This is a genomic window from Thainema salinarum CENA647 (assembly GCF_057732415.1).
Map to the genome: position 1 here is coordinate 2,227,411 of NZ_JBYJZJ010000022.1, position 20,896 is coordinate 2,248,306.

Annotated in this window: 18 protein-coding genes and 1 riboswitch; of the genes, 5 read left to right on the forward strand and 13 right to left on the reverse strand. The window is 52.8% G+C overall.

The features are described from left to right. Nucleotides 1-88: 88 nt before the first annotated feature. From bchI to sbcC, 5 genes are all read right to left on the reverse strand, one after another. On the reverse strand, nt 89-1,183 hold the full coding sequence (bchI, locus tag AC286M_RS16725) for a magnesium chelatase ATPase subunit I (protein WP_488205467.1): 1,095 nt from the start codon (nt 1,181-1,183) through the stop codon (nt 89-91). 84 nt (nt 1,184-1,267) lie between these two features. Next, nucleotides 1,268-2,179 (reverse strand): ribokinase, encoded by a 912-nt coding sequence (gene rbsK, locus AC286M_RS16730; protein ID WP_488205468.1) that lies wholly within the window; start codon nt 2,177-2,179, stop codon nt 1,268-1,270. 51 nt (nt 2,180-2,230) lie between these two features. Next, nucleotides 2,231-2,506 (reverse strand): hypothetical protein, encoded by a 276-nt coding sequence (locus AC286M_RS16735; protein WP_488205469.1) that lies wholly within the window; start codon nt 2,504-2,506, stop codon nt 2,231-2,233. 285 nt (nt 2,507-2,791) lie between these two features. Next, a complete protein-coding gene (locus AC286M_RS16740; protein WP_488205470.1) occupies nt 2,792-3,376 on the reverse strand; it encodes a DsbA family protein in 585 nt (194 codons plus the stop codon). An 80-nt stretch (nt 3,377-3,456) separates the two neighbouring features. Further along, nucleotides 3,457-6,462, reverse strand: a complete 3,006-nt coding sequence (sbcC, locus tag AC286M_RS16745; RefSeq protein ID WP_488205471.1) for an exonuclease subunit SbcC — start codon at nt 6,460-6,462, stop codon at nt 3,457-3,459. 231 nt (nt 6,463-6,693) lie between these two features. Continuing rightward, a riboswitch (Glutamine riboswitch) is annotated at nt 6,694-6,834 on the forward strand. A 50-nt stretch (nt 6,835-6,884) separates the two neighbouring features. Between sbcC and AC286M_RS16750 the strand changes: the two genes are divergently transcribed. The 3 genes from AC286M_RS16750 to AC286M_RS16760 all read left to right on the forward strand — a co-directional run bounded on the left by AC286M_RS16750 (nt 6,885) and on the right by AC286M_RS16760 (nt 8,830). Beyond that, nucleotides 6,885-7,007: a hypothetical protein gene (locus tag AC286M_RS16750; protein ID WP_488205472.1), complete on the forward strand. Its 123-nt coding sequence runs from the start codon at nt 6,885-6,887 to the stop codon at nt 7,005-7,007. Nucleotides 7,008-7,299: 292 nt separating this feature from the next. Beyond that, the gene (locus tag AC286M_RS16755; protein ID WP_488205473.1) at nt 7,300-8,304 is read left to right on the forward strand and encodes a M28 family peptidase; all 1,005 of its coding nucleotides are present in this window, start codon (nt 7,300-7,302) and stop codon (nt 8,302-8,304) included. 67 nt (nt 8,305-8,371) lie between these two features. Beyond that, complete coding sequence (locus AC286M_RS16760) at nt 8,372-8,830, forward strand: DUF2141 domain-containing protein (protein ID WP_488205474.1); 459 nt, start codon at nt 8,372-8,374, stop codon at nt 8,828-8,830. Nucleotides 8,831-8,938: 108 nt separating this feature from the next. Here the strand turns inward: AC286M_RS16760 and AC286M_RS16765 are convergent, their stop codons facing one another. Both AC286M_RS16765 and AC286M_RS16770 read right to left on the reverse strand, forming a co-directional pair. Next, nucleotides 8,939-9,709: a slipin family protein gene (locus AC286M_RS16765; protein WP_488205475.1), complete on the reverse strand. Its 771-nt coding sequence runs from the start codon at nt 9,707-9,709 to the stop codon at nt 8,939-8,941. A gap of 300 nt (nt 9,710-10,009) precedes the next feature. Further along, nucleotides 10,010-10,654 carry a thioredoxin family protein gene (locus AC286M_RS16770; RefSeq protein WP_488205476.1) on the reverse strand — a complete coding sequence of 215 codons (645 nt, stop codon included), beginning with the start codon at nt 10,652-10,654 and terminating at the stop codon, nt 10,010-10,012. A gap of 325 nt (nt 10,655-10,979) precedes the next feature. Here AC286M_RS16770 and AC286M_RS16775 point away from each other — a divergent pair, with 325 nt between their 5' ends. Next, on the forward strand, nt 10,980-11,384 hold the full coding sequence (locus AC286M_RS16775) for an NIL domain-containing protein (protein ID WP_488205477.1): 405 nt from the start codon (nt 10,980-10,982) through the stop codon (nt 11,382-11,384). 18 nt (nt 11,385-11,402) lie between these two features. After that, nucleotides 11,403-11,840: a hypothetical protein gene (locus AC286M_RS16780; protein ID WP_488205478.1), complete on the forward strand. Its 438-nt coding sequence runs from the start codon at nt 11,403-11,405 to the stop codon at nt 11,838-11,840. A 424-nt stretch (nt 11,841-12,264) separates the two neighbouring features. On the opposite strand, the gene AC286M_RS16785 is transcribed toward AC286M_RS16780, so the two are convergent. From AC286M_RS16785 to AC286M_RS16810, 6 genes are all read right to left on the reverse strand, one after another. Next, nucleotides 12,265-13,440 carry a VWA domain-containing protein gene (locus tag AC286M_RS16785; RefSeq protein ID WP_488205479.1) on the reverse strand — a complete coding sequence of 392 codons (1,176 nt, stop codon included), beginning with the start codon at nt 13,438-13,440 and terminating at the stop codon, nt 12,265-12,267. Nucleotides 13,441-13,678: 238 nt separating this feature from the next. Then, on the reverse strand, nt 13,679-16,084 hold the full coding sequence (locus AC286M_RS16790; RefSeq protein ID WP_488205480.1) for a DUF5682 family protein: 2,406 nt from the start codon (nt 16,082-16,084) through the stop codon (nt 13,679-13,681). A gap of 8 nt (nt 16,085-16,092) precedes the next feature. Then, on the reverse strand, nt 16,093-17,238 hold the full coding sequence (locus tag AC286M_RS16795; protein ID WP_488205481.1) for an ATP-binding protein: 1,146 nt from the start codon (nt 17,236-17,238) through the stop codon (nt 16,093-16,095). Continuing rightward, nucleotides 17,235-18,782: a DUF5691 domain-containing protein gene (locus AC286M_RS16800; protein ID WP_488205482.1), complete on the reverse strand. Its 1,548-nt coding sequence runs from the start codon at nt 18,780-18,782 to the stop codon at nt 17,235-17,237. The genes AC286M_RS16795 and AC286M_RS16800 overlap by 4 nt, the downstream gene beginning before the upstream one ends. Next, nucleotides 18,782-20,107 (reverse strand): SWIM zinc finger family protein, encoded by a 1,326-nt coding sequence (locus AC286M_RS16805; protein WP_488205483.1) that lies wholly within the window; start codon nt 20,105-20,107, stop codon nt 18,782-18,784. Before AC286M_RS16805 ends, AC286M_RS16800 begins: the two co-directional genes overlap by 1 nt. 286 nt (nt 20,108-20,393) lie before the next feature. Beyond that, complete coding sequence (locus AC286M_RS16810; RefSeq protein WP_488205484.1) at nt 20,394-20,831, reverse strand: secondary thiamine-phosphate synthase enzyme YjbQ; 438 nt, start codon at nt 20,829-20,831, stop codon at nt 20,394-20,396. Between the last annotated feature and the right edge of the window lie 65 nt (nt 20,832-20,896).

Sequence of the window (20,896 nt, forward strand, 5' to 3'; positions counted from 1 at the left end):
ATAGATCAAGCGTACTAAAAAAGAGTCGGAGCAGCACTGCTCCGACTCTTTTTTGTTTGATTGTTAACTGTATTTATCTCAACTGTATTTAGCGAACTCCAGCACCGTTGGCCATTGCCATGTCTTCCTCAGCGGGTAGTCCAAATACCTCACGAAAGACTTTGTCTACTTTATAGCCAGAATCGATGGACTCTAGCGGGTCTTTGCGGAGACGGTGGCGCAGGGAGAGGCCAATGACGCGGCGGATGTCGTCTACGGTGACTTCGGCGCGACCTTCAAAAGCTGCGATCGCTTTTGCGGCTCGGTTGGTGACAATGTCGCCCCGTAAACCATCTACGTCGAGTTCAGAGCAGACTTGAGAAATCTTTACCCGCAGCTCGTGGTCAATATTGACCGACTTGAGCCGATTTTGAGCATCTACGATCTGCTGCTGAAGTTCAATTTGCTGCGGCTGATGCTTTTCGAGATAGCTTTGCGGATCTTGGTCGAACTCAGACCGCTCTTCTACGATTTGCACCCGCAGAGTGGGGTCTTTTACCGTGCGAATTTCAGCGTGCATTCCGAAACGGTCGAGCAACTGAGGCCGCAGTTCACCTTCTTCGGGGTTACCGGAACCGACTAGGACGAAGCGGGCGGGGTGACGGATAGAAATACCCTCCCGCTCAACCGTGTTCCAACCAGACGCCGCAGAGTCAAGCAGCACGTCAACCAGGTGATCATCGAGCAGGTTGACCTCGTCTACGTAGAGAATGCCGCGATTGGCTTTGGCGAGCAGACCCGGTTCAAAGGCTTTCACACCCTCGGCCAGTGCTTTTTCAATGTCAATGGTGCCACAGACGCGGTCTTCCGTCGCGCCCAAGGGCAGATCAACCATCGGCACTTTCTTCTTTGCGATCGCAACACTGTGCGGATCAACATCACCCAGCTGATCGGGATCATGCGGGTCGCTGTTAAACGGATCGTCAGCAATCACGTCGATCTCAGGTAGCAAATCAGCTAGGGCGCGAATGGTGGTGGATTTGCCCGTGCCGCGATCGCCCATGATCATCACACCGCCGATTTTGGGATCGATTACGTTCAAAATCAGGGCCAGCTTCATTTCTTCCTGACCAATGACGGCGGTGAAGGGAAAGACCGCGCGGCGAGCTTTTTTCGTCGGGGTGGCTTCGGCAGTAGAACTCACGAGCGATACCTAAATCTTTATACAAATTTTGTCACAGAGTTTCATTGTGCCATATTGCGCAGCCTGTACCAAAGCGGATGTTGCTCAGAGTAGTAACGCTTTAACGCTGGCTCGATCGGGCATCGATGGTTGAGCACCAGGCTGAGTTACAGCAAGCGCAGCGGCGGCATTGCCCCAGCGGACAGCCTCTGCCAGCGAATGGTTTTCACAGAGGGCAACAACAAGTCCGGCATTGAAGGCATCGCCTGCGGCGACGGTATCGACCACTTCAACGTCAAAGGCTAGACTATGAAATGTCTCATTTTCAGTTACACAAACTACGCCCTTTGATCCGAGTTTAACGATGGCAGTTTTGACACCGCGATCGCACAATTGCTTGCCAGCTTGTTCAGCCGTTTCCAGACTGTCTACCGTGATACCCGTTAGCTGAGAAGCTTCGATCTGGTTGGGCGTCAGGATATCTACTTCGGCCAGCAAATCGTCAGATAAATCGGGATGAACCGGGGCCGGATCGAGGATGACCGGGACATCGGCACGACGGGCCAGATGAGCAGCTTGTCTCACCGCATCCAGCGGAATTTCGAGCTGCATCATCAGCGCATCGGCAACGGATAGGCGCGATTTCAGCCGATCCAAATCTTCTTCCCCAACTTGAATGTTGGCTCCCGGCACGATGATGATATGGTTCTGCCCTGCATCATCCACGGCAATGACCGCCACACCCGTTTGGCTGGTCACATCTTGCACGACATCAGCGCTTTCTACGCCCGCTTGCTGTAAGCTGCCCAGCAGCAATCGGCCAAAGCTATCGTCTCCCACGCGTCCATACATGCGAGCCGTGGCTCCTAGTCGCGCCACGGCCACGGCCTGATTCGCTCCTTTTCCACCGGGTAAGGTCTTGAAGTTTCGCCCTACAATTGTTTCGCCCTGAATTGGCAGTCGCGGCGTTCGTGCGACTAAATCCATATTGAGACTGCCAAACACCAGAATCGTCATAATCGATAGATCACCCCAGCTCTGAAATCAGAAACCGAAATCAACAAAACGTTAAAAATCCTCCAGTCCCAAGTTATCGACTTCTTCTGATTTGCCGAAATCAGCGGGGGGACGATCGCTGCTCCAGGCCCACCAAGCTTTGCCGCATTCACACTGATAAAACTCCTGCCACTTACGGCGATGATCAGGGGTATACACCGGGGCGCGACGGTTGATCCAGGCCCGCTGAGCGGTCATTGGGTCAGCGCGACAGGCCGGACAGCAAAAATCGTTGGCGTGAACGGCTGATTCAGTCCAGTCAGGCGGTGTGGGAGAAAAGGCTTCCATTGAATATGGCTGAAGTGACTAACGGTTATGCTTCATTGAAGCAAACCCACGCAGAGAATGAAAGAAAGAATAGGTTTAACGCCGAGGTTTGAGACGATGCATTGGATGGTCAATCATGATCGGTTTCCGGTAGGGGCGATGCATTTGGCCGATACATGGGGTTTTTGATGAGAACCATGATCGGTCTTGGGTTAGGGACGATGCATTTGACTGATACATTGGTTTTCTGATGACAACATTCTGACCAAATGCATCGCCCCTACGGGATGGTTCAGTGTAGATGTATCACCGTAATAGTTGATCAATTTGGTTTTGCCAATCCGCGATGATCGAAGCGGAAGATAGCTGGGTAGATTCTGCACCGTTGATTAGAAACGTTGGTGTAGACCAGACGCCGCGCTGAATAGCATAGCGAAACGGTTCTTTGGCGCGACTGGCAACTTCGTCTGTGTCGCTGGAGATTTGCTGGAGAAACTGGTTGCGATCGCAGTTTTCCATAAAATCAGCCGCATAGTTGGCTAAGAGCTGATACAAATCTTGCCGGGTTTTATCGTCAAACGCCTCATTGGCAAACTCGCTCTGGTGCTGATAGAGATAGCTAAAGCAGCGCCAAAACTCAACGGGGTCATCATCCGCCATAATGATTGCGGCTTTGGTAACATCCCAGCTTTGGCGATGGTCACTGAGAAACGTGGGGTAAAGCGTGACCGAGACTTGCGTGTCAGCGTAGTGATTCACCACATTGAGCAGCGTGGGCCAAGCCTTTTTGGAAAAGGGGCATTCAATATCGACAAAGGCTTCAACTTGAACTGGCGCATTGCCAGAACCCAGGCGATAGCCACAGGGACGAGTTGGAACGGGAATAGGCATGACATCTCTATCGATTGACGACGGTTTTAATCATGTCGGAGGATTTCTTGCTCGACCCCTATAAACCGAGCGATTGTTGCCTACACCGAAAGCTTGATTTTTGAACCTTCATTAGTTTTCGTAATATCCATGCGCGCTTGAAATGCTTCGCGCAGGTGGGGCACGTGCGTCACCATTAAAATGCAGGCAAAGTCAGCTGCGATCGCATTTACCGCCGCAATCAGTCGCTCACAGCCCTCGGCATCCTGGGTGCCGAATCCCTCATCGACAACCAGCATCTGGAGTGCCGTGCCAGAGCGCTGGGCTAGCAGTTGAGCCAGGGCAAGACGAATAGCAAAATTGACTCGGAACGCTTCACCACCGGAATAGGTTTCGTAAGGACGAGTGCCCTGAGCATCGGCAATCAGGATTTCCAACGTGTCAATAATGCGGCTGGAGCGTCGTCCAGTCTTTTGAGTGACGAACTGGACGTGGAGCTGGTTGGCACTGAGCCGACTGAGGAGCCGATTGGTTTCCGTCTCTAGCTGGGGCAGCACATTTTCGATCATCAGCGCTTGAATGCCGTTTTTGCCAAAGGCTTGAGCCAGTTCTTGATAAATGCGAAGCTGCTGCCGCGTTTGAGCTAGCTCCTGCTGCTGAACAGAGAGTTGTTCATGTAAGAACAGAAACTGCTGCTGCTGCTGCTGAAGCTGTCCCAGTCGGGCAATCTGCTGATCGCGCTGCTGGCGATACTGCTGAATTTGCTGCTCCAGGTGCTCAATATCCTCAGAGACATCACCCGCTTGATGAAGCTGCTCGGTGATTTGCTGAATCTGCTGCTGAAGCTGATGGCGCTCTTGCGATCGCAACTGCCAGCGGTAAGCTAACTCCTCAAACCGCTGCCGCACGTGAGGATACTGCTGCTGGGCCTGCTGAAGCTGCTGATAGCGGAGCTGCCAGGGTTGCGCCTCGCGGAGAGCTTGCCGAAGCTGATTATGGGCTTCTCGGTCGTAACCCAGTTCCGCCAAGTGACGATCAATCTCCTGAATACGCTGCTGTTGAGAAGAGTTTTGCCAAGCCGTAACTTGCTGTTCCAGATCGGCAATCTCAGCCTCTAGCTCTGGACGACGAGTGGCAAGCTGTTCCAGCCGCCGCTGAGCCTGCTTCACCTCAGCCTGCTTAATCTCCGCCCAGCGCAGTCGATCCACCTGTCCCCGCGCCAGAGCATGATTGCGCTCATCATAGCCAAGTTGCGCTAACCGTTGCTCAATCAGGCTTAGCTCCTGATAAGCGTCAGCCGCATAGGTGTGGTTGCTCAACGTTTCCTGTAGCTCAGCCTGCTCTTGGCTCAACTTCTGGAGGCGAGACTGCACTTCTTCGGCCAGACTAAGATGCTCTTGTAGCTGACCCCGTCGTTCCAAAATGGAGCCGTAGCGACCCAGTTCCTCTTCCAGTTCTAGGTATTCCTGCCGTAAAACCTGGATCTCCCGCTCCGATGTCGCTAGCTGCTCCCGAATCGTCCAGATTTGCTCCCGAATCTCCTGCTGCTCTTGCTGGTGGCGGTCTTGCACCAACTGCCAATGAGCTTCATCTAAGGCGCGATCGCACAGTGGACAAACGGCATTCGGATCAGACAACAAGCTAATTTTCTGATCAATTTGGGCAAGCTGCACCTCATAGGCTCGCTGGTGCGCCTGCAACCGCTCCATGAAACTGCGCCGCTCCAGCCCCTTTTCCCGCACCCGCTGCTGATAGATGCGCCGCTGCTCCAGATACCCCACCTGATCGGTCATATCGACCACGGCTTGGGCAATCTGGGGCTGATGCTCCTGCTGCACTTGCAGCTGCTGTTGCGAATTGCTGATTGCTTCAATTTTGGCCACAATCCGAGCCTGCGCCTGCTCAAGCTGCCGCTGAAGCTGCTGCTGCCGCTGCATCAGGGGAGCCGCCTGGAGCTGAATCTGATCCAGCTCAGTTAGTCGCTGCCGTGCTGCCTGGAGCTCCGCCACCGCAACCTCGATTTCATCCGCCTTCCGCAGCGTGTGCTGCACGTCTTGCTCCTGCTCAATCAGCGCATTCAGGCTAGCTTGCGCCTGCTGGAGCTGTTGCTGAAGAGTTGTTAAGTGTTTCTGCTGTTCTTGCTGAAGTTGCGATCGCACTTCTTTGGCCTGCTGATAAACCTGGGCTTGCTGCGCCACCTGCTCCTCCTGCACCTGAAGCTGCTGGAGCTGCGCAAAACCCTGGTGAATCTCATTAGTTTGATGCAGCAGCTGCTCTAACTGCTGGTACTGCTGCTGTACCTCAGTGAAATCCCGCGTCAGTCGCTGACAATCCTGCTCTAGCTGCTGATCCTGCTGCTGCAAAAACTGGAGCTGCTGCTGCCAGCCTTGCCGCTGCTGCTGAATCGCCTGTAGCTGTTGCAGGGTCTCACGAGTAGACGCCTGTGTTTGCTCTGTCTGCGCCAATTCCAGCTCTAGCGTTTCCCGCTCTTGCCGAATTGATTCTTCTTGCTGGAGATGCTGTTGCGATCGCACCACAGTCTGCTCCAGGACGGCTAACTGCGCCCTGAACTGTCGCGCCTGCTCCTTGGCCTGCTCCGCCAGCGTGTCGTACTGATCCAGCTTCAGCAAGTCAGCCAAAACCTGCTTGCGCTCACTGGGCCGCTTCAGCATGAACTCATCTGCTCGACCCTGCCGCAGATAGGCGGAATGAACAAACGTCTCGTAGTCCAGCCGCAGGTGCTGCAAAATGAGTTGCTGAGTGGCCTTCAATCCTCGCTCGGTTAAGCTCTTGAACCCCTGCGGCGTTTGGATTTGAAACTCTAGGGTGCTGGACTGCTTGCGACGGCGCGATCGCAACACCCGATAAATTTGCTGCTGGTGCTCGAAAATGAAGTCTACCAGGGCTTCGCTGGTGCCCAGGTGGATAATGTCGTCTTCGATGGCGACGCGACTGTTGCCCCAGAGTGCCCATGCGATCGCTTCCAGCAGCGACGACTTGCCTGCCCCATTGGCACCACAAATACAGGCTACGTGCAGTCCTGTGAAATCGACCGTAGCGTCTCGATAGCTAAGAAAATTTTTGAGCGTGAGCTGCCGTGGAATCATAGGCATCCTGCTGTATTGCCCGTGATTCCTTAAGAGTAGCAGTACAATCGCACTTTAATACGTCTGCACTGAGGAATTTCAGTTATTTTTTGCAGTTTTTTGCAAATCGTTTGCAAATCGAATGATACCCGTACTCCAAAAGTCGGAAATCTCTCTTCAAACCAGGCTTATGCAGCGTGACTTCATTGAGTCATATCGATATGATTAAAGCAGATAAGCAAGTCAGGATAAATCGTTCATCTCTCAGTTGAATCAAGTGCGGCTTAATCTCTCCAGCCCACTTCACGAACCACTTCATCAGCAAGTACTTAATTGCCAAAGCAAGCAAAGAAAGTTGAGAGACGGAAGTAGGAAACCCCGAAGGAACGCGCCGCTTATTGTCGTAACGTCGCTACAGCGTGATTCTAAGGAGCAAGCACATCATGAACTCTGAATTATTACTGGGTCTACAACTCATCGCCATCATCACCGCTTCTATTTCGCTTATCTCTCCGATGCTGTACTGGGTCATTACCCATCCAGTTTCGCTAAGCAGCGCTAAATAATCCCAATCTGGGCATTGCTGAGTTAAGTATCGAAAACTCCAAGAGGGCAATTTCGCTGCTGCAAGCAACGGCGAAATTGCCCTCTTTTTAGGCTTTATAGCCTCAGATCATCAATTGAGTACAGGTCGTTGTTGAGAAGCGTGTCGGCCACAGCTTCTCAACAACGGCTTTCCTGGATCTAAGCACGTAGCACTATATTTCTATGCTTGAGTTTGCGCCGAAACATCATCGCTCACGACTGGATTCTCTACAATGGTGAGGCGTACTTACAGGTTACAGGAGTTTCTCTCCTATGAGGCGATGGAAGTGGATTATCCTTGCGATCGCAGTTGCGACGCTGATTCTGGTTGTTAATCGGCAGCGGCTTATCCCGCAAGCATTCGTATCACAAACAGAACAGTTGACTCAGCAGTTTAATTCACCCTCAATCCTTGCTCAAACTGTGCCTCCGTCCCGACCACAGGCAAACTTAGAGCGGATTATGGGACGACTTCAAGATTTAGCTTTTGAGCGCTACACGAAAGCCGATCGCGACTTCACCCTGCAGTACCTGATCGAAACCATCGAAGCGATTGGCTGGGTGCCCGAAATTCAGGAATTCGATATTGGCACCAATCTCGTCGCCACGCAACCCAACGCCGACCCTAATGCTCCCAGCATCTTAATTGGTGCCCATTACGACACTGTCGCCGGTTCACCTGGAGTAGATGACAACGCCAGCGGCTTAGTTGCCGCCTTGGAAATAGCCGAACTGCTCAACAGTATGCCGAACCTGGAAGCCTCACGTCAGCTCAAGCTAGTCTTCTTCGACCTTGAAGAACTGGGACTCCAGGGCAGCCAAGCCTATGTCGCTGAGCCTGAAAATCGGGCCGGACTGGAAGCCGCAATTATACTCGATATGATTGGCCACGCCTGTTACATAGACGGTTGTCAGCAGTATCCAGATGCCATCCCCAAAATTCTGCGTCGCCGCAGTCAAGGTGATTTCATTGCCGTGATTGGTGGATTGAAGCATAGTGAACTCATGAGTTCCTTCCAAAACCGAACCGACAGCACCCCAGTTGAAAAATTAGCTGTCCCCATCGGCGAATTTTTGCCACCTGATCTGATGCGCAGCGACCATGCCCCATTTTGGCAGTACGACATTCCCGCCGCCCTCGTCACCGACACCGCCAACTTCCGTAACCCCCACTACCACCAATCCTCAGACACCATAGAAACCATCGATCCCCCCTTCCTCACAGCCACAACACAGACGATTTTTGACGCCACGCTATCGCTATTGATAGAAGAATAGTCAGACAGCACTGTCCCTCTTATCACTCTCTCACCCATCCACTCTCCTACCCACCACCCTTCTACCTATGCCCAACCTCCTATCCTCTACCCTACTGATCCTCAGCAGCCTTGCGATCGCACAATCCGCCCAAGCTGACTTAACCAGCAGCCAGCTCAATATTGCTGTAAATGGCCTACGAAGCGCTGAAGGTCAGGTTTGCGTCAAGCTGTTTTCGGGCAGCTCGGGTTTTCCCAATGACGATAACAGTGCGGTGCAGCGCCAGTGTATTGCCATCGGCGAAAGCGAAACACCAATGACAGTTACGTTTACCGATGTACAACCGGGCAGCTATGCGATCGCGGCTTATCACGACAGCAACGGAGACGAACAGTTGAATCGTGGTGCCTTTGGCATGCCGACAGAAGGCTATGCGTTTTCTAATGATGCGGTGGCTGAAACTGGGCCAGCGGCGTTTGAAGATGCGGTCTTTCTCATTGCTGGCCCCAATACGGCGATTCAAATCGAAATGAGGTACATGCAGTAAAGTCTAAGTGATTTTGCCGCCACGCCGTGGTGGCAAAAGCGCTTGGGCTTTCAATTTGCACGGTGTAATCTGGCTGTGTAATTTGCGCTGTGTAAGCGGTGAGACAGTTTATTTTGACTCTTGCGATCGCTGCAGAGCTTCTGACCAGCTTTTGGCCAGCAGCATAAAGTCAGACGGCATCATCACCAGCGTCGTTGTGTTATTTTCGGCCCCAACTTCCGTGAGCATCTGCAGACGGCGCAGTTCCAGCGCTGCCGGATTTTCGAGGATGGCTTTCGATGCTTCTGCCAACTTGACGGAGGCTTCTTGCTCAGCGGCAGCCTTGATCAACCTGGCTCGTTTTTCCCGCAGTGCTTCCGCTTCTTTTGCCATGGCCCGCTGCATACTGGTTGGAATTTCTACGTCCTTCATTTCGACTCGTTCCACCACGATGCCCCAGGGTTCAGTAATCTCGTCAACGATTTCCTGCACGCGGTAGTTCACCTTGTCGCGATTCTGCAGCACGTCATCCAGTTTGTTTTGACCCACAACGTTACGCAATGTGGTCAGCGCCGTTTGGTAAACCGCCATCTGGTAATCCTCTACCTGGTTGATGGCTTTGCGAGCATCCAAAATTCGGTAGTAGAGAACTGCATTTACCTTAATCGTGACGCTATCTGCCGTAACCGTTTCCTGAGATTGAATATCGACGGTTTTCGTCCGAATATCAACTCGAACTTTCTGATCAATCAGCGGCATAATCCAGTACATGCCGGGGCCTTTTGTTCCGGCTAGACGACCCAGCCGGAAGATCACCCCTCGCTGATATTCTCGATCAATCTTGAGACCGCTGATGAGCAAGACCAGCGCAATAATCAGAACGCTAAGAGGAACGCCCATATTTAGAGAAACTCAACGAAGAATACTTTAATTATGGCAAGGACAAATCCGAGCCACCATCTGACGTAATATCAAGTCCATGTATAAAAACACAACTTAATTCTGCGAAAGGCCTGTGACACAGGCCTTTCGCAGAATTATAGTAATTCCAGATAAGAGTGAGAGAACCGCTATAAGTTATGGGCTTTCAACCGGACTCTGTGTAATGATGGCGTAACGATTTAACAGCACAAGCTCCAGTCCAGTTGGGCAACCCGCAACAGGATCGTTCAACTGAACTGGAGCTGGATCGAGCAGATCCTAATCTTGAGGATTGTCAACAACTTGACTGCTGTGGCTACGAGGATCATCAGGACGACTGTTCGGCGCAAGCGGCTTGGCTTCTACGGTGGAGGTTTGGCCGCGACCCTGCACATAAGGTAAACCGTCGCCGCTAATCAGTGCTTCCACATTGGCCGCCATAATCGAGCGGGGCTGTTCCCCAATTACAGAGGCAACCGTTTCACCTGTGGAATCCAAAAAGACAAAGTGAGGAATGCCATCCACTCTATAGTGCAGCATTTCCGGTAGCCATTTGCTGTTATCTACGTTGAGCATGACAAAGTTGAGCTGGTCTTTATAGTTATCTTTCAGCTCGCCTAAATCCTTAGCCATTGCCTGACAGGAGGTACACCAGTTGGCATAGAACTCAACCAGAGAGGGCTTACCGTTGGCTAACGCCAACTCCAGCGGCACGGTTCCGTCCTCAGCCAGTTCATTGAGCGACACGGTCGTTGCTTGGGTACGGAATCCTAGAAAGACGGTGACGGTGAGGACGGTTGCCACGACGACAATCAGCAGATTTCGCAACTGCTTACCAATTGTCATGTCGGCGTCAGCCGTGGAGCGAGATATCGGCTCAGACTCCGTGGGTCGAGTAGAGGATTTAGAAGGTTCTACAGCCATAGGTTCAGATATACAGCAATCTAGCAAAAAGAATTATCATGGCAGTCGGTAAACCGGATAAATGCCCTTATCCTAAAAGCAGAAGCTAGAAGCAGGAACATTTTCAGGCGCACCGATGTGGATGAAGTAATGTCCAAGTCTGGTTGGAAATCCATAATTTATTTTTTGTGAAACGTTTGCGGAGCAAACGTTTCACAAAAAATAAATTATGTTCTAATACACAGACTTGATATAAGCGTGTTATGGGGCAGTTTGCCTAATCCGGGTCGTCGCGATCGCATTTATTGCACGTATCGCATTTAGTGTAACGAAAAACCACAACCCTATGAAGAAACGCGTCACACTGGCATTCCCCAAACGCTCCGTCCACATGCCAATCACTTATCGTTTGGCCAAAGACTTCAACGTGGCAGCGAATATTATTCGAGCCCAGGTAGCACCAAATCAAATTGGTACCCTTGTGGTGGAGCTATCAGGCGATATCGATCAACTCGATGCCGCGCTAGATTGGTTGCGATCGCAGGAGATTGGCATTTCCTTATCTAATCGAGAAATCCTGATCGATGATGATATCTGTGTGCATTGCGGGCTGTGTACTGGTATCTGTCCGACCCAGGCGTTGACGCTAACGGCAGATACGTTTCAGCTCAACTTTACGCGATCGCGCTGCATCGTTTGTGAACAGTGCATTCCGACTTGCCCTGTTCAAGCCATTGCCATTAATCTCTAGCGTAACGATACTGAGGGAATGACTAGACTAACTCGACTGCCGCTTCTCTCTTTTTTCCTGTTGCTGAGCGCCTTTTTTACCTTCGGCTGGTTTCTGTTTCGCTCTGAAGCACCACCCGCAGTTTGGGGATTGTCAGCCGGATTTGGGCTGTTTGAAGCCGCTATCTTTACATTTCTGTGGGAACCCGCGCAGAACTTTTTTCTGAGACACGTTCAGTCCGATGCCGGATACACAATCACCATCTTGTCATTGGCCTCATTGGCCGTTATTGCCATCGTCTGGATTCATATTACTGCTTATTTTCTAGTCTTAATCTCGTCGCTTCTGCTCGCCCGATTGGATACGCTGATGCTGCGGATGCACAGTGTGCAGTCCTTTTTCTGTCTTTGGATCACGTCATGGATCGGTCTCGGACTGAGTGCAATCGTGACGCTGCAACTCCACTGGTTGAGCTAATCTCGCCAGTATAAATCGTTGCTGAGCAATACGCGCTACTCAGTACGATTGAGGAATTGGCACAAATCGATCTCTACTGCGTAGCAACTCCTTCATACTAATAGTCAAGTACCTCAATCGGTGCTGAGATCAGGTTAACAGAACACTCATTATTCCAATGGTTTGCTTTCTTTCGAGAAAGTGGGTTGCATAGTGATCTGAATCATTTCTCTGATCAAAGCTCTGAAATCCAGCGTTTAATTGGCTCCACGGTAAAGCTGTGGAGCTTTTTTGTGAAAGTTATAGCGGTTCTAGATAAAAACGAAAGAGGAGAGTGCCTCATCCTGAGGCACTCTCCTCTTTTTTCACTCTTAACTGGAATCACTATAGGTACTGTCTAACTTGCACAACAGATCAAACTCGTTTGTTTAGTCAGTTACGGTTATCAAACACGAGCGGATCTCGGAGCTGCAACCACGATATCTTGAGCTGCGGCCCACTGAGCAATGTCTTGACGGCTAATGGCAGTCGCCATTAAATCTGGGAACTGATCTGGCGTACAGGCAAACGCTGGAATTCCCATGCTGGCCAGTTTGCTGGCAATTCGCTGGTCAAACGCAGCCGCACCTGTATCGCACAGGGCCAGTAATACAACAAACTGAACCCCTGAAGCTGCGATCGCAGCTGCGCGCTTTAAAAGTTCTGTCTCAACACCGCCCTCATACAGATCGCTAATCAAAACCAGAATCGTATCCTGCGGCTGGCGAATCAGGCTTTGAGCATAGGCTAGGGCGCGATTGATGTCGGTGCCGCCGCCGAGCTGAGTGCCGAACAGTACCTCCACCGGATCTTGCAGCTTTTCCGTCAGGTCTACGACGGCTGTATCAAACACAACCAAGCTAGCCGAAACCGCTGGCAGAGAGGCCATGACGGCAGCAAAAATACTGGAATAAACGACTGAAGCGGCCATTGAACCGCTCTGATCCACACAAAGGACGATGTCTCGCAGCGACGAGCGTCTGCGACCAAACCCAATCCGCTTTTCTGGAATAATCGTGCGGTACTCCGGCTGATAGTGGCGCAGATTAGCGCGAATGGTGCGCTGCCAGTCAATTTCATTGTGACGAGGGCGATAGTTGCGAGTCGCGCGATTTAAGCTACCCAGGATTGCCTGCCGAGTTGGGTTGTAGAGCTTGCGCTGCAGCTCGTCCACCACCTGATGAACCACCATGCGAGCCGTTTCCTTGGTCTCATTGGGAATAATCTGCCCCAGCGCAATCAAATTCGCGACCAGGTGAACATCCGGCTCAACCTGCTCCAGCAGTTCCGGCTGCAGCAGCATTTGGGTCAAATTCAGCCGCTCTAGCGCATCCTGCTGCATAATTTTGACCACGCTAGACGGAAAATAGGTACGAATATCGCCCAGCCAGCGCGCCACATTCGGCGATGACGACCCCAGCCCGCCCCGCCGCTCGGCTTCATACAGTGCCTCCAGCGACCGATCCATCCCCTGATCAGCCGCAGACATCTCACCCTCCAGTCCAAAACCCTGACTATTAGTAGCCTCAGCCGCTCGCCCCAACACCAACCGCCAACGCCGCTCCCGTTCTGATAAAGACATGTGTGCTTTTCTCTACACTAAAACGTTTTCTTATACCGTTGCCTGAAAAAAGGGTGAGGCGTGAGGCGAATTTGCATATATCACCTTATTGAACCTCTACACAATCCAACATTTAAACGTTCGAACGTTCTAACGTTTTTCCAACATCCCACCCAATGTGACGACTGCTACAGCTCAACACTTGCCAGCACCTATTACCCAAAACCTAGCACCCCAACCCCCCATCCTCAGCACTCACCTAGCCAAACCTCACTCCCAACAACTGCGCCACAATCGGCAGCACAATATCTCCCTCGTTCGACATTGATGTAGCTGATGAACCCACCGATACGGCAACAGTGCCCTGCTTAACACGTTCGGCCATTTGACGACGTTCGGGTTGGCTAAAAGTAGAAAAGGTGCGCCGCAGCAGAGGAAGCGTGAGGGTAAACCCATCATTAGGTAGCGATATCAGCCAGTTATCCAAGACTGACCAGAGCGTTTCGTCATGCAGCAGGAGTAGACCGCTACCGCGCAGCAGCCCTTCAATCCAGGCGGCAGCTTGGGCAGGCTCAGTGGCTTGCGAGAGGGCAAAGTGCAGTTGTTGAGCAGCCGTTTCACTGCTGATTTCGCCAGCATCTAGCAGTAGGCGACAGCAGCGTCCAGCCAGGATGCCGTGCAGGCTTTGGCGATTGCTCAGCAGTCGCAGGACTTGAGACCAATCGGCTTGATACTGCGAGTTTTGCAGAAGCTGGACGGCGCTATTCACCGCCATGACGTGATTAAACATTTGATTGGCGGCGTCATCATCCAGGGAAAAGCAGGCGGCGGGTAAACCAATGCAAATCCGGGCCACTAAGCCATCAATGATATATGAGATCGCAGCTGTATCCGTTTGGCGAACATCGGAATAGCGGCTGATCTGAGCTAGTGGCGGCAGCGCTGCCATCAGGTGGCCAATGTCGCTAGCGACAGCAGCCGTTGCCTGGAGATGGGTAATCAAGTGGGCCACAACCGCTGAGAGATCAGCCAGCAGCACTTGATCAAGCAGCGTCGTTAACCGGGGTAAATCGGTGAGGGTATTCGCCTGATGAATGGTTTGCGCTGTCGCGGCGGATTCTACTGTGTTGCCCCAGGTGCCTGCCTCGATCAACCTCACCATGAATTCTGGCTGCCACTGCAAGCGCCAGGTTTCCTTAAAGGTGCCTGTACCCGTCGAGCGCTGAACAGATCCCCAAGGTACACGCAGCAAATTAAGCCGATGCAAAATGTGCGATCGCTCCCGATCTAGCGGTTTGCGGAGGTCGAGGACAAGCGTTTTTTCAGTAGCTTCAGGTTTGAGGCGCAGGCGCTTTTGCAGTTGCTGGACATCCTGCTGGAGAGGAATAGCCGGAGTTTCAGCCGGAACCGCACCTAAGCGATCATTGAGAATTAGGCGGCGATGAATGATTTGCAGGGGCAACGGATCGCCAAAACACAGCACGGTTTGAATAGCTTCATTCAGCTCCGCCAAACTGGGACGAGGTCGCTCCCGTAAAGCGGCCAGCGTATCGGCTAGGCGCACGGCCTCAATCACGCTGGCAGACGAAGCATCCAAATCCTCTTTACGCAGCAAGCGAGCCACACGGGCAATCCAGCGGGTTGTGACATGGCGCGGATGGTGCCAGAGATGGTGATACCAGCCAGGAGATTGAATGCCAGCTCCATAGCCACTGCTGAACTGCAAGCGGCTATACGTCCAGGGCACCCAAGTGGTATTGACTTTGGCCTTTGGCAGTCCCTTAAGCAGCGCCTTATCGCCCTTGGCTGGCGGCAATGGAGCCTGCAGGGCAGGCACATGCCAAGCGCCACAAACAACGGCAATCCGCTCAAATTCCTTCTCAGCCGTCCGGATAGTCTGCCGCATATAGGCTTCGCGCAAATTCTCCCGATCCGCCCGCCACGCTAAGTCTGAACTGACGGTGCTGGGCGGTTCTAGGGCTTCCACCTGCTGCCGCAGAGCCGTCATCGCCTCCGCAATGCCCGCAAACAAATCGCGACTATCCTGTCGCTGTTCAACCACATGTTCCCACCAGCTTTCCCCATCGCTATAGCCCGCCGCCTGAGCCAGCCAGGACAGAGGATCGAGGCGGATACGCAGCCACTCTGGAATGTCCGCATTAGCTTCAGGGTTAGAGCTGTCTACCGCTGTCTCTTTTGCCGTTGAGGAGTCTGCATCTTCCGCTGGGAAAGCGTCTGTTGAAGAATCAGGTGCGATCGCACCTGCCGCATCTGCACCTGCTGAATCCGCAGTTCCTGAATCCGCAGCCTCCGCATCTGTAGCAGCCTGTGCTCTCTGCGCCTCATCCAGCGCAAACTGATGAGTTTGAGGCAAATCCATCAACCGAATTGGAATCTCAGCGTTCAAGCTATATTGGAGCGCTTGCCACTCAGGAGAGAAAACTGCAAAAGGATAGTAAACCGCCTGCTGCGGATTCGTCGGAACGTACTGTAGAACAGCAACTGGCGGCTTGATGTCCGGATGAGCCGCCAGTGCGATCGCATCTTGAGCATCAGCAGGCGCTTCGATCAGCAAAACATCTGGCTGTAAAGCCTTTAACGCATTCAGCAAGCTGCGAGCCGATCCTGGCCCATGATGGCGAATACCAAAATAGTGAATACTCATAGTGATAACTAGATCACCTCGCGACAGGCTCGATAGAGATCTTGCCAACCGTCTCGTTCTTTGACCACCGTTTCTAAGTACTCGCGCCAGACAATCGCGTCTTGCACAGGGTCTTTAACAATTGCACCCGTCACGCCGGATGCCAGGTCAGAAGCAGTTAGCACGCCATCACCAAAGTGAGCCGCTAGCGCCATACCGCTGCTCATCACCGAAATCGCTTCGGCGGGACTGAGGGTACCGCTGGGTGATTTGAGTTTGTTTTGGCCATCCAGCGTTGCGCCGCCCCGCAACTCGCGGAAAATCGTCACAACTCGCCGAATTTCTTCCAGGGCTGGCACCTCTGCTGGTAGCTCTAATGCCTTGCCTAGACTGCCGATCCGCTGCTGGACAATCGCCACTTCTTGGTCAATCGTGTCGGGCACGGGTAGGATGACGGTATTGAATCGCCGCTTGAGGGCACTGGACAATTCGTTAACGCCGCGATCGCGGTTATTGGCCGTGGCGATCACGTTAAAGCCTTTGGCCGCCTGCACCTCTTCGCCCAGTTCGGGAATCGGCAGCGACTTCTCCGAAAGCACGGTGATTAGGGTGTCCTGGACTTCTGACGGGATGCGCGTTAGTTCTTCAATGCGGGCAATCTGTCCCGCTGACATCGCCTTCATCAGTGGACTGCTGACGAGCGCCTCCATTGATGGCCCTTTGGCCAGCAGTTGGGCGTAGTTCCAGCCGTAGCGAATCGCTTCTTCGCTGGTTCCGGCTGTGCCCTGAATGAGTAAGGTGGAATCGCCACAGATGGCTGCCGCCAAGTGTTCTGAAACCCAGGACTTGGCCGTGCCGGGAACGCCGTAGAGCAGCAGAGCCCGATCCGTGGCCAGGGTTGCGATCGCAATTTCCATCAGGCGACGATTGCCGATATATTTGGGCGTAATTTCAAAACCGTTGTCCAGCGTGCCGCCTATCAGATAAAGCGAAACGGCCCAGGGCGAGAGCTTCCAGTTGGGTGGGCATTGACGGTTGTCCGCTTTGGCTAACTCCGCTAACTCTTCAGCAAACTGCTGCTCGGCATGAAGCCGCAATAGAGCCGAAGCCTCAGTACTGGCCTGAGATTTGGCGGATTTAGTGGATTTAGTGGTTCGAGTTTTAGCAGTAGTCATGGGGTAATAAACGCTTGGTGAAGTCGTTGACGAAACGCTAAACGGCCTAAGCAGTCATCAATCGGTTTGGCAAAGTAGTCGTGATCTGCGATCGCAGTTTGTAAGCTAGGCGCAATCAAGTCATAGTGCTCCGGCTGGATATAGCAGGCAAAACCGAGTAGACGGCGCTGCCAAAAATAATAGTTTGATCCTCGATTCTGGTTCTGAACCGCATCGCAAAATAGGGCAATAACGGATTCGGTCAACTCTAGGGGCCAAGTAGTTTGACAGAGATCGAGTAGTGAAAATAGGACTTCAATCGCCATATTGGTTGGTTGGGGATGCTGAATCAGGCTCAAGCACGCATCCACCAGATGTGTCGGAGACAACACCTCGGTAATTTCATCCAGCCAAATGAATGTATCTGCCTGATTGCTTTGGAGCGCTTGCTGCACCACATTATCCAAAAGCGCTGTCGCCCAAACCAAGTCACGATGGAGTTTGGTCGCTTTCATCCAGCCATACAGCACGACGGGTTTCCACTGGTCATCTACTGCCGAGAGCAGTTGTTCAGGAGTGGTCTGCCAGCGATCGCACCAGTGACTCGGGGGCACGCGAGCCAGCAGTTGCTGAAGCCACCCGGCTTTTTCGCCAATACCCGCAGGGGGACGGCGCTGGAGACCCAGTTTTTCCATCTCAGGTGTGAACGTGGTCGGCAGGTGAACGTTGAGGACAGCCGTTTGGGCAGACGACTGAAAATCCAGCAGCGGTTCAGCCCAGTTCTGCACCTGCTGGCCAAGCTCAGACATGGGCAGCGCAATCAGCAATTCTGCCGCATCCTGGCGCACCTGGCGACTGCGATCGCTAGCGAATACCTTGGTCAACCACGCTTCATCTGCCGCGTCCAAGGTGGGGGTAATGATCTTCAAACAGGCTGAGCGAAACTCTGCGGCCTCAGTTTTCCAGGTTGACTGAATCAGCTCGCGCCCCTGCTGAGGATTGCGATCGCACACTTGCGTCAGCAGCGCCAATCGATCCGCTGTCGTGCCCGTCTCCCAGATCCTGACATCTAAGCGATTGCGATCGCGCGCATAATCCCAACTGTCGTTTTGAGCCGCCAGCCACTGGCCCCGCTTGCCCAGAACGAGCAGGATTGCGGGTCGGAGCGGCACGTTTTGCCGACCAACATCCAGTAGCTTAGGCAACATCTCTGGTGAAACTCGCTGACCCGCCTGTGCTGCCAGATTTAACCATTCTGGCAGTAATGCCCGCTCGTCCCCGGTCAGAATGCTCTCTAAAAGCTGAGTTGCGATCGCACTACAGCAGGGTAAATCAGTGCGATCGCAGGGTTCCGGTAGCGGTATATCCTGTTGCGGAGCAGTCCAGCTCGCCTGACGGTGTAAAGCCAGTATGCCAGCAACCTGTAGCATATGGGCAGCGGGTGAACTGGCATCGAGTTGAGCCAATACATTCGCCAGCGGTGAATCCGCCAAAGCGGGTAGAGCAAACGGCTGGCGGTCGCTGCCAATCAGGGCCGCCTTAACCACGTCTTGCCACACATCCATTAGTTAATCCCCCAATAGCGATTGTCGGCAAAGACGCCCAGCGGCGTGAAGTGGAGCTGAGCCCACTCCCCAAAGACCGTCACAGGTTGCCCACCTGCCAGAGCCACAATTTCCCAAAGTTGCGCGACAGGTAAACTCACGGGTAAGTAATCCCCTGCGGCATCGCGTACGCACCATTGTTCCCCGTCTTGCAGCAGATGTACCGTTTGCAGCGCCATTGGAAAAACGTCCAACCAGGGGTTTCGAGCCAGAGCTTGCCGCCAAGCCGTTAATGCCAGAGCAATCGCCCCATAGCCGGACATGCTTGTTAAAGATTCCGGGATTGCGTGGCGCGTTTTAACTAAAGCCCGCTGGGGATAAGCGCTCGGAAAAAAGACCAAATCTGCATCCACGTTCATCCCCGGCACAAAACTGATATCAAACGGCTGATTGGCCACCGAAAAGCTGAGCAGCAGCGCTGCCTGCTGAGTTTGCTCGCCCCACAGCCAGGTGCGCTGCACCTTCAACCGTTCTTCTTCTAAAACCCGCTTACCCAAAATGCACCAGCGATCGCGGATCACTTGGGCCGCATCATCAGCCAGCAACTCATCTTGGTTTTGCGTCCAGCCAACCAGCGATCGCAGATCAGCCTGCAGATCAGAAGGCAGTGATTCCAAGCGCTCATAGCCCGTCAAGGCCAAATACAACCGACCGAGATGCGCCAAGAGCCGCTCCGGCCACTGGGAGTTGCCGCTATAGGGCAGACTTGATGCTGCTCGCAGTTCACGGGCCAGTCCGGCAGCCTGGGCATCAATCAAGCGAGCCACTGGTGTTTCCCAAAAGCTGTAAGATTCAGACTGAACAGAGGCCAATCCCCGCCGCAGAACATCTTCTAGCCAGCGCTTCAGGTCAGCAATCCCGGCCTGAACTTTTTCTTCTCGCTTGGCCACACGCTTGGCCTGGGCCGCCGGATCTTTGGGAGCCGCTTTTTTCTCAGCTTGAGCCTGTTGACGCTGATTGCGCTTTTCCAACCACTCGGCCACCCAATCCGGCGGTTCTGCCGTTTGGAGCGTATCCGGTTGCGCCGCAAAAATCAAAAACAGCCCCAGACCGTGCTTGCAGGGGAACTTGCGGCTGGGACAGCTACACTTGAAAGCTGGTTCAGTCAGGTCAATTTGCGTCCGATACGGCTGCTTGCCGCTGCCCTTGCAGGCTCCCCAGATCGCCTGGTCATTTTGATTTAAACTCTCCCATTTAGTTGCGATCGCTAATTTTTTAGCGTTTTTGGTTGAGCTGTCATCGGGTGATAGAGCCAGAACTTGCTCTGTTGTCCAAGTTGGTGACATTCTGTCTGGAGATGGGTTACTAGATTCCATTGGCTACGGGGCCATGAGTGGATGAAGCCGTGATCTGAATATCAAATAGCTATCTTAAGTAAGCCCAATTTCGCTCTCAATACAGCACAGCACAGCCAGGTTTATTGTGTCTGCGGAATCATAGAATCGTCACCAGCCCGGTTGAGACATTTATACAATCCAACGTTCCCACGCTCCGACGTTCCCACGCTCTAACGCTCCAACGCTCCAACGCTCCCAGAGTATCCTGTATCCCAACCAACGCAGCGGTTTAACGTTAATCTCCCAAAACCTGAAAAAATACCGTCCGCTGCCGTGGCCCGTCCAGTTCTATCAAAAAGACAGACTGGTAAGTTCCCAGCGCTAGCTTGCCGTCCACAATCGGGATTACTTCGCTATTATTCAGCGTCATTGCCATCAGGTGCGAATGGGCATTTATCGGTTCATCTTCCGGCACATCTCGCAGATGCAGGTCATTATGCAAATAGCGATCGCACTTTGGTGCTAGCTTTTCCAAGTAAACCCGGATATCTTCAAGCAAGCGTTCCTCGTACTCGTTAACCGCCAGCGCCGTCGTCGTATGTCGCGAAAAGACCAGCGCCTGACCGTTACGAATCCCAGTCGAGTCAATAAACGCCTGTAGACGCTCATTCAGGTTATAAATATCAATCGATTTCTCGGTTGTGATCGCTTCAAGCGTGTGCAGAATGGGCATTTTAAATAGAAGCTCTAGCTATTGACCAATATTTTTCGAATCGTGAGGCGAGAGGAGTAAGGAGT

Bases quoted from the DNA above. Each gene is read 5' to 3' on its own strand.
- rbsK (WP_488205468.1), bottom strand. From the start codon at position 2,179: ATGACGATTCTGGTGTTTGGCAGTCTCAATATGGATTTAGTCGCACGA.
- AC286M_RS16735 (WP_488205469.1), bottom strand. From the start codon at position 2,506: ATGGAAGCCTTTTCTCCCACACCGCCTGACTGGACTGAATCAGCCGTT.
- AC286M_RS16740 (WP_488205470.1), bottom strand. From the start codon at position 3,376: ATGCCTATTCCCGTTCCAACTCGTCCCTGTGGCTATCGCCTGGGTTCT.
- sbcC (WP_488205471.1), bottom strand. From the start codon at position 6,462: ATGATTCCACGGCAGCTCACGCTCAAAAATTTTCTTAGCTATCGAGAC.
- AC286M_RS16750 (WP_488205472.1), top strand. From the start codon at position 6,885: ATGAACTCTGAATTATTACTGGGTCTACAACTCATCGCCATCATCACC.
- AC286M_RS16755 (WP_488205473.1), top strand. From the start codon at position 7,300: ATGAGGCGATGGAAGTGGATTATCCTTGCGATCGCAGTTGCGACGCTG.
- AC286M_RS16760 (WP_488205474.1), top strand. From the start codon at position 8,372: ATGCCCAACCTCCTATCCTCTACCCTACTGATCCTCAGCAGCCTTGCG.
- AC286M_RS16765 (WP_488205475.1), bottom strand. From the start codon at position 9,709: ATGGGCGTTCCTCTTAGCGTTCTGATTATTGCGCTGGTCTTGCTCATC.
- AC286M_RS16770 (WP_488205476.1), bottom strand. From the start codon at position 10,654: ATGGCTGTAGAACCTTCTAAATCCTCTACTCGACCCACGGAGTCTGAG.
- AC286M_RS16775 (WP_488205477.1), top strand. From the start codon at position 10,980: ATGAAGAAACGCGTCACACTGGCATTCCCCAAACGCTCCGTCCACATG.
- AC286M_RS16780 (WP_488205478.1), top strand. From the start codon at position 11,403: ATGACTAGACTAACTCGACTGCCGCTTCTCTCTTTTTTCCTGTTGCTG.
- AC286M_RS16785 (WP_488205479.1), bottom strand. From the start codon at position 13,440: ATGTCTTTATCAGAACGGGAGCGGCGTTGGCGGTTGGTGTTGGGGCGA.
- AC286M_RS16790 (WP_488205480.1), bottom strand. From the start codon at position 16,084: ATGAGTATTCACTATTTTGGTATTCGCCATCATGGGCCAGGATCGGCT.
- AC286M_RS16795 (WP_488205481.1), bottom strand. From the start codon at position 17,238: ATGACTACTGCTAAAACTCGAACCACTAAATCCACTAAATCCGCCAAA.
- AC286M_RS16800 (WP_488205482.1), bottom strand. From the start codon at position 18,782: ATGGATGTGTGGCAAGACGTGGTTAAGGCGGCCCTGATTGGCAGCGAC.
- AC286M_RS16805 (WP_488205483.1), bottom strand. From the start codon at position 20,107: ATGTCACCAACTTGGACAACAGAGCAAGTTCTGGCTCTATCACCCGAT.
- AC286M_RS16810 (WP_488205484.1), bottom strand. From the start codon at position 20,831: ATGCCCATTCTGCACACGCTTGAAGCGATCACAACCGAGAAATCGATT.